The organism is Citrobacter sp. Cpo071 (assembly GCF_030332765.1).
Taxonomy (GTDB): domain Bacteria; phylum Pseudomonadota; class Gammaproteobacteria; order Enterobacterales; family Enterobacteriaceae; genus Citrobacter; species Citrobacter portucalensis.
Window position 1 is genome coordinate 848,166 of record NZ_JAOWHE010000085.1, and the last position, 13,407, is coordinate 861,572.

The following is a 13,407-nucleotide window of genomic DNA, read 5'->3' on the forward strand; positions in this document are numbered from 1 at the left end:
TCGCGGTGTTGAACTCGAGCTTATCGAGCCTGTTACTCCCAAAAACAAACGGTAATGGCAAATGTCATTAAGTATTAGTAAGATAGCCTCTTTATATAATCCATTAAAATTATGCGCCTGGTTTTATCATCTCTGATCGTGATGGCTGGATTTCTGAGTGGTCAGGCTGCTGCTGCGCCTGAGCAAGCTCCGCACGCTGATATCCGTGACAGTGGGTTTGTCTATTGCGTCAGCGGGCAAGTCAATACGTTCAACCCACAAAAAACGAGCAGCGGTCTCATCGTCGACACGTTAGCGGCCCAATTGTATGACCGACTGCTTGATGTAGATCCCTACACCTATCGGCTGGTGCCTGAGCTGGCTGAAAGCTGGGAGGTGCTGGATAACGGCGCAACCTACCGCTTCCATCTGCGTCGTGACGTTCAGTTTCAGAAGACTGCCTGGTTCACCCCCACCCGCAAACTAAATGCAGACGATGTGGTGTTTACCTTCCAGCGCATCTTTGATCGCCACCATCCGTGGCACAATGTGAACGGCAGCAGTTTCCCCTACTTCGACAGCCTGCAGTTTGCCGATAACGTCCAAAGCGTGCGCAAACTGGACAACAACACCGTTGAATTCCGCTTAACGCAACCGGATGCCTCCTTTATGTGGCACCTTGCCACACACTATGCCTCCGTAATGTCGGCGGAATATGCCGCTAATCTGGCAAAACAGGATCGCCAGGAGTTGCTCGACAGACAACCCGTCGGCACAGGCCCGTACCAGCTTTCGGAGAATCGTGCCGGCCAATATATTCGGTTGCAGCGACATGAAAAATTCTGGCGTGGCACTCCTCTGATGCCGCAGGTCGTAGTGGATCTCGGCTCTGGTGGAACCGGACGCTTATCGAAATTACTCACTGGCGAGTGCGACGTCCTGGCCTGGCCTGCCGCCAGCCAGCTCAGCATATTGCGTGATGACCCTCGCCTGCGTTTGACGCTGCGCCCGGGAATGAACATTGCCTATCTGGCGTTCAACACCAATAAACCGCCGTTGAATAACCCTGCCGTGCGGCATGCGCTGGCGCTAGCGATCAACAACCAGCGCTTAATGCAGTCTATCTACTACGGGACGGCAGAAACCGCGGCATCTATTTTGCCTCGCGCCTCGTGGGCTTATGATAACGAAGCTAAAATTACAGAATACAACCCGGCAAAATCGCGCGAGCAGCTAAAAGCGCTGGGGCTGGAGAATCTGACGTTACAACTTTGGGTCCCTACCAGCTCTCAGGCCTGGAACCCCAGTCCGCTGAAAACCGCCGAGCTGATTCAGGCAGATATGGCTCAGGTGGGTGTAAAAGTGAAGATCATCCCGGTAGAAGGTCGTTTTCAGGAGGCGAGATTAATGGATATGAACCATGATCTGACGTTATCTGGCTGGGCGACGGACAGTAACGATCCTGACAGTTTTTTCCGGCCGTTGCTCAGCTGTGCCGCCATCAATTCACAGACCAACTTTGCCCACTGGTGTAATCCGCAGTTTGACAGCATTCTGCGCAAGGCTCTCTCTTCGCAGCAGCTTTCATCGCGAATTGATGCCTATGACGAAGCGCAAAATATTCTTGCCCAAGAGTTACCGATCCTGCCACTGGCCTCTTCACTGCGTCTACAGGCTTACCGCTACGACATCAAAGGGTTGGTGCTCAGTCCATTCGGTAATGCCTCTTTTGCCGGCGTGTCCAGGGAAAAGAAAGATGAGGTGAAAAAACCATGATTATCTTCACCTTGCGTCGATTTTTATTGCTACTGGTAACCCTGTTCTTCCTGACCTTTATTGGCTTCAGCCTGAGCTACTTCACGCCTCATGCGCCGTTACAGGGTGCATCGCTGTGGAACGCATGGGTATTCTGGTTCAATGGTCTCATTCACTGGGATTTCGGCGTATCCAGTATCAACGGCCAGTTGATCTCAGAGCAGCTGAAAGAGGTGTTCCCGGCCACAATGGAGCTGTGCATTCTTGCCTTTGGTTTTGCACTAATGGTTGGGATCCCCGTTGGTATGCTGGCCGGTATCACGCGGAACAAATGGCAGGATCGCTGCATCAGCGCATTGGCTCTGATGGGGTTTTCTATCCCCGTTTTTTGGCTGGCGCTGCTGCTGACATTGCTCTTCTCGCTGACCCTCGGCTGGTTACCCGTTTCCGGGCGTTTTGATCTTCTCTACGAGGTGAAACCTGTTACCGGTTTTGCCATTATTGATGCGTGGATCTCCGACTCGCCCTGGCGCGATGAAATGCTGGTCAGCGCTATCCGTCATATGGTGCTCCCGGTGCTGACGCTCTCCGTTGCGCCCACCACAGAAGTTATCCGCCTGATGCGTATCAGCACCATTGAGGTCTTTGACCAGAACTACGTCAAAGCGGCGGCCACGCGCGGTCTGTCACGATTAACGATTCTGCGTCGTCACGTCCTGCACAATGCCCTTCCGCCAGTGATCCCGCGTCTGGGATTACAGTTTTCCACCATGCTGACGCTGGCGATGATCACCGAGATGGTCTTTAGCTGGCCCGGTCTTGGTCGTTGGCTGATTAACGCGATTCGCCAGCAGGATTACGCGGCGATTTCAGCGGGCGTGATGGTGATTGGCTCACTGGTTATTATCGTTAACGTCATCTCTGATATTTTGGGTGCTATGGCTAACCCTCTGAAACATAAGGAATGGTATGCCTTACGATAGCGTCTACAGCGAAAAACGCCCGCCAGGTACGTTGCGCACCGCATGGCGCAATTTCTATGGCGATGCGACTGCGATGATCGGCCTGTACGGCTGTGCGGGACTGGCTATTCTGTGTATTTTTGGTGGTTGGTTTGCCCCTTACGGCATCGATCAGCAATTTCTCGGCTATCAGCTTTTACCGCCGTCATGGTCGCGCTATGGCGAAGTCTCATTCTTCCTCGGGACTGACGATCTGGGACGTGACGTTTTAAGCCGTCTGCTCAGCGGCGCGGCCCCGACCGTTGGCGGCGCGTTTGTCGTCACTCTTGCCGCCACGCTGTGTGGCCTGGTATTGGGCGTAGTTGCCGGTGCGACGCACGGCTTGCGCTCTGCGGTGCTGAACCACATTCTGGACACCCTGCTGTCGATCCCTTCTCTGCTGCTGGCGATTATTGTGGTGGCCTTTGCCGGGCCTCATCTGACACACGCCATGTTTGCCGTCTGGCTGGCACTGCTGCCGCGCATGGTGCGCTCCGTTTACAGCATGGTGCATGACGAGCTGGAGAAAGAGTACGTCATTGCTGCTCGCCTGGACGGTGCAACCACACTGAATATTCTGTGGTTCGCCGTTCTGCCCAATATTACCGCTGGCCTTATTACTGAAATCACCCGCGCACTGTCGATGGCGATTCTGGATATCGCCGCGCTGGGTTTTCTCGATCTTGGCGCACAGCTGCCGTCCCCGGAATGGGGAGCCATGCTCGGCGACGCGCTGGAGCTGATTTATGTCGCACCGTGGACGGTGATGCTGCCAGGCGCGGCAATTATGATAAGCGTGTTGCTGGTTAACCTATTGGGTGACGGCGTGCGCCGCGCAATTATTGCGGGGGTGGAGTAATGCCATTACTGGATATCCGCAACCTGACCATTGAATTCAGGACCGGTGACGACTGGGTAAAGGCTGTTGATCGTGTCAGCATGACCTTGAATGAGGGTGAAATCCGCGGGCTGGTCGGCGAATCTGGCTCCGGCAAAAGTCTGATCGCTAAGGCCATTTGCGGCGTCGCTAAAGATAACTGGCGCGTAACCGCAGACCGTATGCGTTTTGATGATATCGATCTGCTACGCCTTTCCGCGCGTGAACGACGCAAACTGGTCGGTCATAACGTCTCCATGATCTTTCAGGAGCCGCAGTCATGTCTCGATCCGTCCGAGCGTATCGGACGTCAACTGATGCAAAATATTCCGGCATGGACCTACAAAGGTCGCTGGTGGCAGCGCATCGGTTGGCGCAAGCGCCGTGCGATTGAACTCTTGCACCGCGTCGGGATAAAAGACCATAAAGACGCCATGCGCAGCTTCCCATATGAACTAACCGACGGTGAATGTCAGAAGGTCATGATCGCTATCGCATTAGCGAATCAGCCGCGTTTGCTGATTGCCGATGAACCGACGAACGCGATGGAGCCAACCACCCAGGCGCAAATTTTCCGTCTGCTAACCCGTCTGAATCAAAACAGCAATACCACCATTTTGTTGATAAGCCATGACCTGCAAATGCTCAGCCAGTGGGCTGACAAAATCAACGTGATGTACTGCGGGCAAACGGTCGAAACCGCGCCAAGTAAAGATTTGGTGACCATTCCTCATCATCCTTATACTCAAGCGTTGATTCGCGCTATTCCTGATTTTGGTAGCGCAATGCCGCACAAAAGCCGCCTGAATACCATGCCAGGAGCTATTCCATTGCTGGAACAATTACCCATCGGCTGTCGTCTGGGGCCACGCTGCCCTTATGCACAACGCGAATGTATTGAAACCCCAAGACTGACCGGAGCAAAGAATCATCTCTACGCCTGTCATTTCCCGCTGAACATGGAGAGAGAGTGAGATGGTAGAAACCCTGCTCGAAGTTCGTAATCTGAGCAAAACCTTTCGCTACCGGACAGGTTTATTTCGCCGCCAGACCGTTGAGGCCGTCAAGCCCCTGAGTTTCACCCTGCGTGAACGTCAGACGCTCGCCGTCATTGGTGAAAACGGTTCGGGGAAATCTACGCTGGCAAAAATGTTGGCGGGTATGATTGAACCCACCAGCGGTGAACTGCTGATTGACGATCATCCGTTAAAATATGGCGATTATTCATTTCGTAGTCAGCGGATCCGTATGATTTTCCAGGATCCGTCAACATCGCTTAATCCGCGGCAACGTATCTCGCAAATCCTCGATTTTCCGCTACGTCTGAATACCGACCTCGAGCCTGAGCAGCGTCGTAAACAGATCGTGGAGACCATGCGCATGGTCGGGCTGCTGCCCGATCACGTAAGCTATTACCCACATATGTTGGCCCCAGGGCAAAAACAGCGTCTGGGCCTTGCCCGTGCGCTCATTTTACGCCCCAAAGTCATTATCGCCGACGAAGCCCTGGCCTCTCTGGACATGTCGATGCGTTCGCAGCTCATCAATCTGATGCTGGAATTGCAGGAAAAACAGGGGATTTCGTATATCTATGTGACCCAACATATTGGCATGATGAAGCACATCAGCGATCAGGTATTAGTCATGCACCAGGGCGAAGTGGTAGAACGCGGCAGTACAGCGGATGTTCTGGCGTCCCCGCTTCATGAGCTTACCCGCCGCCTGATTGCAGGTCATTTCGGCGAAGCGCTTACCGCTGATGCCTGGCGAAAAGATCGTTAGCAAACGGCTGCCCTCCTCAACCGGGGGGCAATCTGTCATCAGTGACACAACGTGGGTAAGAGCAGCGTATCAACTTCAGTAAACGCGACTGACGGGTAAAGGGCACCACCCTGCATTGCCCAGACACCTGCGGTACTGGCCTCGTCGATAAGTCGTACTGTTTCTACTCCCTTCACCACAACACGGTCGCAATATTCCCTGATATTTTTGATCAGCACCGGGAACATCGGTTTTTCTACCTGTTCCAGGAAGAAACCGCGATCCAGTTTCACAACGTCAAAATGACCGCAAACCAGCGGACTGGCCCCTACGCTGCCGGAGCCAAGATCGCCCAACCACAATGCGTTTGGGCCGTCGCGAAGTGAATTAATCAGCAGATTATTCAGGCACACGGTATTCGACAGAAAACGTTCTGAAAGTTCCAGTGCAATAAATGGTAGAGCATGTAAGGCCGACTTGATGGCTGGATCACCAATCGCCAGCAGTGCCATTTCGTCAATGAGGTTCAGGGTGCAAATAAGGCTGTTGCGCTCAAACCAGTCACGCTTTTCGGCAATTAGTCGAATTTGCTCGAGCATGAAATTACGCTTTTGTTCGCTATCCCACGCTGAAATGATGAAATCTGGATGCAACGGGTGAACCGTATCTGAAGTAAACCGGGCGTTAATCTCTACACCCAGTAATTTATCTGTTGTGTCTCTCATCGGTTCCGCGATGAAATGATAGTGCATAAGACCACTCCAATTGATCATAACATCCTGATAATGCACTTCTAATCACAATCAATCAATAATATCGATCAATGAATCGATATTGATCGATAAAAACAATATATAATAACAAGCTGAATATTGTCATGTTTTATGTTTTAAGAAAGTTCCTACCTTGCTATGTTTATTAACATCAGCTAGCAATGAAATAATACCATTTCAATGCCTTTGAAACCTCGTATTTTCTCTGATTCACCGACGTTAGATGCCTGAACGAAGCATAAGCGGAGGGGGATGATATACTCCTCACATGTAATAACGTGACAGGTCACGTGAGGCGGATAACCATTCTCAAGGGAAAAAGCGTGGGATATAATTTCAGGCCAATTTCGAGTGTGTTTGATGCGTCAATCATAACTCATTGATTGATAAAAGATAAGTGTTAACCAAAAGGATTAAAGCCATGGGTTTTTTATCAGGTAAGCGCATTCTGGTGACAGGCCTTGCCAGTAAATTGTCTATCGCATGGGGAATCGCTCAGGCGATGCATCGCGAAGGTGCCGAACTGGCGTTCACCTACCAGAACGACAAGCTGAAAGGTCGTGTGGAAGAATTTGCAGCGCAATTAGGCTCCAACATTGTTTTGCAGTGTGATGTAGCTGAAGATGCCAGCATTGACGCCATGTTTGCTGAACTGAGCAAAGCCTGGCCGAAATTCGACGGTTTCGTACACTCCATCGGCTTCGCACCTGCTGACCAACTGGAAGGCGATTATGTGAACGCAGTTACCCGCGAAGGATTTAAAATTGCGCATGACATTAGCGCTTATAGCTTTGTTGCGATGGCAAAAGCATGTCGTTCCATGCTAAACCCTGGCTCTGCGCTACTGACGTTGTCCTATCTGGGCGCAGAGCGTGCAATCCCTAACTATAACGTGATGGGCCTGGCGAAAGCCTCATTGGAAGCAAACGTCCGTTATATGGCTAACGCAATGGGGCCTGAAGGCGTACGCGTAAACGCAATTTCCGCAGGTCCAATCCGCACCCTCGCTGCTTCCGGTATCAAAGATTTCCGTAAAATGCTGGCCCATTGCGAAGCCGTTACGCCGATTCGTCGCACTGTTACCATTGAAGATGTGGGCAACTCTGCGGCATTCCTGTGTTCCGATCTTTCTGCCGGTATCTCAGGTGAAGTTGTACACGTTGACGGTGGTTTCAGCATCGCTGCAATGAACGAACTGGAGCTGAAATAATCTTCCACTCTTCTCCGGGCGGCCCACCGTCGCCCGTGATGCTCGTTTTTAATTCCCCTCTACCCAGTCCCATATATGCTTTTCTGATATTTATTATCACGTAACAATCTTTCATCCCCTCTTCTGCTTACGTCAGGATATTGCAGCGCAAACGATCCGGCGTAGTGGTGTGACGACGTGTCCGGGTCGCCACTTTTTAGACCAAGGACCGCCCATGGAACAACGCCGAATTGAAGGCAAAAGCCACTGGTATCATGAGACGCAATCCAGCATGTATCCACAAGATGTTCTGCCGCTGGTGCCGGAAGCCGCTCATGTCGACGACTGCTTTTTACTGGATCTGGCGATATCTGATGACGCCCTTTTACCTTTTCAATCCTGGTTAATCCCTGCCCGTAAACTTGCACAGATCCTCTTCCCGACCCACGTAAACCTGAGTCAGATGCACACATTCAGCGCCTATGAACGGATGAGTACGGCGTTAACCGTCGCTCAGGTATATGGCGTCCAGCGATTATGTAATCACTATGCCGCGCGTCTAACACCGCTTCCTGGGCCGGACTCCTCGCGGGAAAGTAACCATCGACTGGCGCAAATCACCCAATATGCTCGTCAACTTGCCAGCTCTCCTGCCGTGATAGGCGCGCGCGATCGCCATCATCTGGATGCAGTCGGGCTGACCACCAGCGATAGCATTCTGATGAATCAAATTATCGGATTCGTCGGTTTTCAGGCCCGTATCGTGGCCCTGTTTCAGGCCTGGTGTGGACATCCGGTGCGCCGAATTCCGGGTCTCGATATACAACAATTCGCTCACGCTTCACCATTTAGTGCAGCAAACGCTACCTGGCACGCTTCGCCATTTCCGATTGAAAAACATCTTAATCATGATGAGTCGATAGACAGACGTTATCCCGAGGAACTGCAAGCGTTACTGCCATTACTGATACATTCCCCCGTCATTTTGGATTTACTCGGGTCGCTCATTTCCAGCACGCAACGTAGCGGGATACCGGTACGGGCATTTTCATTGGCGGCGCTGATGACTTCGCGGATTAATGGCAGCGTGGCCTGTTTTAATGAACATGCGTATTCAGCTCATGAATTAACCGAGGCCATTACCGTTCTTCGTCAGGATGAACGTGAATTACAACGGTGGGAACAACGACATCCGGTTGAGCGCGTCACCCTACAGGCGGTACAATGGCTGACCCGGGCGCCCGACCGCTTTAGCACCGCACTGTTAACGCCTTTGTTCGATCAGGGAATCTCTTCAGAGCAGGCCATTAACCTGCTAGCCTGGAGTGGATTGTGCGGATGGTTGAATCGCTTGAAAATCGCGCTGGGCGACACTGATTAACCGATCCACTTACTGAAAGAGCGCTTGCTGCAACTGGCAGAATCGCGTAAAACTGTCAGCCGCTCTTTTAGCCACGAAAATAGACAATTATGCTTCAGGACAACCCGCTGCTAGCGCAGCTTAAACAGCAACTACATTCCCAGACGCCACGTGCTGAAGGGGTGGTAAAAGCCACGGAAAAAGGCTTTGGCTTCCTGGAAGTCGATGCACAAAAAAGCTATTTCATTCCACCGCCGCAGATGAAAAAAGTGATGCATGGCGACCGTATTGTTGCGGTTATCCATACAGAAAAAGACCGTGAGTCTGCTGAGCCGGAAGAACTGATCGAACCCTTCCTGACGCGCTTCGTGGGTAAAGTTCAGGGCAAAAATGACCGTCTGTCCATTGTGCCGGATCATCCGTTACTGAAAGATGCTATTCCTTGTCGTGCAGCCCGCGGCGTTGAACATGAATTTAAAGAAGGCGACTGGGCTGTTGCAGAAATGCGCCGCCATCCGCTGAAAGGCGATCGCACCTTCTACGCCGAGTTAACCCAATTTATCACTTTTGCTGATGACCACTTTGTCCCGTGGTGGGTCACACTGGCACGCCATAATCTGGAAAAAGAAGCACCAGACGGTGTAGCAACCGAAATGCTGGACGAAGGCCTGGTTCGTGAAGATTTAACCGCCCTCAATTTCGTCACCATCGACAGCGCCAGCACCGAAGATATGGACGATGCGCTGTATGCTGAAGAACAAGCTGACGGCACGCTACAATTAACCGTCGCCATTGCCGACCCAACAGCCTGGATTGCAGAAGGCAGCAAGCTGGATAAAACGGCTAAAATTCGCGCGTTCACCAATTATTTACCGGGGTTCAATATCCCGATGTTACCACGTGAATTGTCTGACGATCTCTGCTCTCTGCGCGCGAACGAAGTGCGCCCGGTTTTAGCTTGTCGTATGAGCATTACCGCCGATGGCACGATTGAAGACAACATCACCTTCTTCGCCGCAACCATCGAGTCTAAAGCGAAGCTGGCCTATGACAATGTTTCCGACTGGCTGGAAGGTACTGGCGAGTGGCAACCAGAAAACGACGCGATTGCGGAACAAATCCGTCTGCTGCATCGTATTTGCCTGAGCCGAGGAGAGTGGCGTCATAACCACGCGCTGGTCTTTAAAGATCGCCCGGATTACCGTTTCGTTCTCGGTGAAAAAGGTGAAGTACTGGACATCGTCGCTGAGCCACGCCGCATCGCAAACCGTATCGTGGAAGAATCCATGATTGCGGCAAATATTTGCGCCGCCCGTGTGCTTCGCGACAAGCTGGGCTTCGGTATTTATAACGTCCATATGGGATTCGACCCTGCCAACGCCGACGCTCTGGCCTCGCTGCTGAAAACCCACGGTATGCACGTCGATGCCGAAGAAGTTCTAACACTGGAAGGTTTCTGCAAACTGCGCCGCGAACTGGATGCACAGCCATCCGGTTTCCTCGACAGCCGAATTCGCCGCTTCCAGTCTTACGCTGAAATTAGTATTGAGCCAGGTCCACACTTTGGGCTGGGTCTGGAGGCATATGCCACCTGGACTTCCCCAATCCGTAAGTACGGCGATATGATCAACCACCGTCTGCTTAAGACGGTCATCAAAGGCGAAACCGTCGCTCGACCTCAGGATGATACCACCGTGCAAATGGCAGAACGTCGTCGCCTGAACCGGATGGCTGAGCGTGACGTGGGTGACTGGCTATACGCCCGTTTCCTGAGTGATAAAGCCGGAACCGACACCCGCTTTGCGGCCGAGATCATCGACGTCAGCCGCGGCGGCATGCGCGTACGTTTGGTTGATAATGGCGCTGTTGCCTTTATTCCTGCCCCCTTCCTGCACGCCGTGCGTGATGAACTGGTCTGCAGCCAGGAAAGTGGGACCGTACAAATCAAAGGTGAAGTAGTTTACAAAGTCACTGATGTGATTGACGTAACTATCGCCGAAGTTCGCATGGAAACCCGTAGCGTTATCGCGCGTCCAGCAGCGTAAACTGACAAATCCAACGACCTTTCTCTTTTTTGAAAGGTCGTTTTCTTTTTTTAGCGGCCAAATTTCAACCACACACTACACTTCTCTTATCCAGTCAAAATTTTTTTTTACTATTTTTCAGTTCCGCTGGCTTTGCTTTTTATGGATTCTGGATTACATATAAATATATAAATAAAACAATACGTTCAGCCATAATCACCCTGAATGAATCATGGCTACCCTTACTTTTGAGGCTTTATGCGCTTTAAACGGGATAGTACACATCATGAAAGACGTCCGGGAGCTGGTTACGTTGTATAGCTATGTGGGCACTCATAACCCCTACTGGCGTTTGTCAGAGGATTGCAACATCCTGCATTTCTCTATTGACGAAACAGCAGACGCTGAGCAGACCATCGAATTATCACCCGAGCAGGCCGACCGCATTCGCGAGATGACGGTAATTACGTCAAGCCTGTTGATGACGTTACCCATTGAAGATGACGATATTCCGGTACATTTGGTCGGGCGGAAAATCAATAAGCGCGAATGGGCCGGCAGCGCATCAGCCTGGGATGACACCCCTTCCGTCGCACGCGATCTGGCTCAAGGTCTCTCTTTTGCCGAACAGGTGGTTTCAGAAGCCAATTCCGTTATTGTCATTCTTGACCGCATGGGCAACATTCAGCGTTTTAACCGTCTGTGCGAAGAGTACACCGGACTCAGAGAACGTGAAGTCATTGGCCAAAGCGTATTCACACTGTTTATGAGTCGACGTGAAGCCGCAGCCTCCAGACGCAACATCGAGGTCTTTTTTCGCGAAGGCAACTCATATGAAGTCGAACGTTGGGTGAAGACCTGCAAAGGTCAGCGCCTGTTTCTTTTTCGCAATAAGTTTGTACATAACGGTAGCGGCAAGAACGAAATATTTCTGATCTGTTCCGGCACCGATATCACTGAAGAACGCCGCGCGCAGGAACGCCTGCGTATGTTGGCTAATACCGACTCCATCACCGGATTACCGAACCGTAACGCCATTCATGAGCTGATAAGCGACGCGATTGAGAACGCAGGTGATACTCAGGTTGGGATTGTATATCTCGATCTGGATAACTTCAAAAAGGTGAACGATGCCTACGGGCACATGTTTGGCGATCAGCTGTTGCAGAGCGTGTCGCTGGCAATTCTCAGTTGTCTTGACGACAACCAGCTATTGGCTCGGTTTGGCGGTGATGAATTTATCGTCCTTGCCACCGAAACGTCCCAGAGCACTCTGGAAGCTACCGCATCGCGCATTCTGACACGCCTGCGTCAACCCTTTCGCATTGGCCTGATTGAAGTCTATACCGGCTGCTCTATTGGTATTTCCCTCGCTCCACAGCATGGTCAGGACTGCGAGAGCGTCATTCGTAACGCCGATACGGCCATGTACACCGCGAAAGAAGGCGGCCGCGGACAGTTTTGTGTTTTCTCTCCGGAAATGAATCAGCGGGTATTTGAATACCTGTGGCTGGATACTAACCTGCGCAAGGCGCTGGAAAACGATCAACTGGTTATCCATTATCAGCCAAAGATAACCTGGCGAGGCGAAGTGCGCAGCCTGGAGGCGCTGGTACGCTGGCAGTCTCCGGAACGCGGCCTCATTCCACCACTGGAATTTATCTCCTACGCCGAAGAATCAGGGCTTATTGTTCCGCTGGGTCGCTGGGTTATTCTGGACGTTGTGCGTCAGGTCGCAAAATGGCGCGCCAAGGGAATCAATCTGCGCGTGGCGGTAAACGTTTCTGCCCGCCAGCTCGCCGATCAGACGCTATTTACCGATCTCAAACAGGTGCTTCATGAACTCGACTTTGAATATTGCCCCATTGATGTCGAGTTAACGGAAAGCAGTTTGATTGAAAATGAGCAGTTGGCACTGTCCGTCATTCAGCAGTTTAGCCAGTTGGGGGCGCAAATCCATTTGGATGATTTTGGTACTGGATATTCGTCACTGTCTCAACTGGCCCGCTTCCCGCTTGATGCAATTAAATTGGATCAAACCTTTGTCAGGGATGTACACAAACAACCTATTTCGCAGTCGCTGGTACGTGCCATTGTTGCGGTCGCACAAGCACTCAATCTGCAGGTCATCGCCGAAGGTGTTGAAAGCGCGAAAGAGGATGCCTTTTTAACCAAAAATGGCGTCAACGAACGTCAGGGTTTTTTGTTTGCCAAACCAATGCCAGCGGCTGCATTTGAACGTTGGTATCGACGACATCTGAATAAAAAAACGCGCTAACGCAGTGGGATCAAACGTCGTTAATAGCCATAAATGGACATAACGTAACGATCCTATCTGCATGTAATCACGGAATATATAATATTCTTCTATCATTGATAGTTAATACTATTTTTCCCTTCTCTTTTGCCATGAAATTCTGCATCATGAAATTCAAACTCGATTGCCATTAGGATGATAACCATGTCTGATATCGACGCTCAGCGTCTGGCCGAACGCATTGATACCGTGCTGGATATCCTCGTTGCAGGTGATTACCACTCAGCCATCCACAATCTCGAAATTCTGAAGGCTGAGCTGCTAGACACGGCCAAAGAAGATGCCGAGTCTTTGCCCAAAAAGCACAAGGCTCCCTGGGAGATCTGATGACATTAACCCTTTAATGTCGCTGCTATAAGCAAACTGCATAT

At 51.3% G+C, this 13,407-nt stretch carries 11 protein-coding genes; 10 read left to right on the forward strand and 1 reads right to left on the reverse strand.

The window, feature by feature from the left end:
• The first annotated feature begins 111 nt into the window (after positions 1 to 111).
• Genes sapA through sapF form a run of 5 tightly spaced genes read left to right on the forward strand, consistent with a single transcriptional unit; the run spans position 112 to position 5,394 of the window.
• Positions 112 to 1,755 carry an ABC transporter substrate-binding protein SapA gene (gene sapA / locus OGY09_RS21195; RefSeq protein WP_032943594.1) on the forward strand — a complete coding sequence of 548 codons (1,644 nt, stop codon included), beginning with the start codon at positions 112 to 114 and terminating at the stop codon, positions 1,753 to 1,755.
• Positions 1,752 to 2,717, forward strand: a complete 966-nt coding sequence (sapB, locus tag OGY09_RS21200; protein ID WP_003020545.1) for a peptide ABC transporter permease SapB — start codon at positions 1,752 to 1,754, stop codon at positions 2,715 to 2,717. Before sapA ends, sapB begins: the two co-directional genes overlap by 4 nt.
• Positions 2,704 to 3,594: a peptide ABC transporter permease SapC gene (gene sapC, locus OGY09_RS21205; protein WP_003833291.1), complete on the forward strand. Its 891-nt coding sequence runs from the start codon at positions 2,704 to 2,706 to the stop codon at positions 3,592 to 3,594. The genes sapB and sapC overlap by 14 nt, the downstream gene beginning before the upstream one ends.
• Positions 3,594 to 4,586, forward strand: a complete 993-nt coding sequence (gene sapD / locus OGY09_RS21210) for a peptide ABC transporter ATP-binding protein SapD (protein ID WP_003020556.1) — start codon at positions 3,594 to 3,596, stop codon at positions 4,584 to 4,586. Before sapC ends, sapD begins: the two co-directional genes overlap by 1 nt.
• Position 4,587: 1 nt before the next feature.
• Positions 4,588 to 5,394 carry a peptide ABC transporter ATP-binding protein SapF gene (gene sapF, locus OGY09_RS21215; protein ID WP_003020558.1) on the forward strand — a complete coding sequence of 269 codons (807 nt, stop codon included), beginning with the start codon at positions 4,588 to 4,590 and terminating at the stop codon, positions 5,392 to 5,394.
• 38 nt (positions 5,395 to 5,432) lie between these two features.
• Here the strand turns inward: sapF and OGY09_RS21220 are convergent, their stop codons facing one another.
• The gene (locus OGY09_RS21220; protein WP_032943595.1) at positions 5,433 to 6,125 is read right to left on the reverse strand and encodes an EAL domain-containing protein; all 693 of its coding nucleotides are present in this window, start codon (positions 6,123 to 6,125) and stop codon (positions 5,433 to 5,435) included.
• Between the two features lie 442 nt (positions 6,126 to 6,567).
• Here OGY09_RS21220 and fabI point away from each other — a divergent pair, with 442 nt between their 5' ends.
• From fabI to OGY09_RS21245, 5 genes are all read left to right on the forward strand, one after another.
• The gene (fabI, locus tag OGY09_RS21225; protein ID WP_032943597.1) at positions 6,568 to 7,356 is read left to right on the forward strand and encodes an enoyl-ACP reductase FabI; all 789 of its coding nucleotides are present in this window, start codon (positions 6,568 to 6,570) and stop codon (positions 7,354 to 7,356) included.
• 214 nt (positions 7,357 to 7,570) lie between these two features.
• Entirely contained in the window at positions 7,571 to 8,716 is a 1,146-nt protein-coding gene (locus OGY09_RS21230) for a CMD domain-containing protein (RefSeq protein WP_032943598.1), read from the forward strand.
• Between the two features lie 89 nt (positions 8,717 to 8,805).
• Positions 8,806 to 10,740, forward strand: a complete 1,935-nt coding sequence (locus OGY09_RS21235; protein WP_275399004.1) for an exoribonuclease II — start codon at positions 8,806 to 8,808, stop codon at positions 10,738 to 10,740.
• A 265-nt stretch (positions 10,741 to 11,005) separates the two neighbouring features.
• Positions 11,006 to 12,997, forward strand: a complete 1,992-nt coding sequence (pdeR, locus tag OGY09_RS21240) for a cyclic di-GMP phosphodiesterase (protein ID WP_008784927.1) — start codon at positions 11,006 to 11,008, stop codon at positions 12,995 to 12,997.
• Between the two features lie 183 nt (positions 12,998 to 13,180).
• Positions 13,181 to 13,363 carry a YciZ family protein gene (locus tag OGY09_RS21245; protein WP_003833313.1) on the forward strand — a complete coding sequence of 61 codons (183 nt, stop codon included), beginning with the start codon at positions 13,181 to 13,183 and terminating at the stop codon, positions 13,361 to 13,363.
• The last annotated feature ends 44 nt before the right edge of the window (positions 13,364 to 13,407 follow it).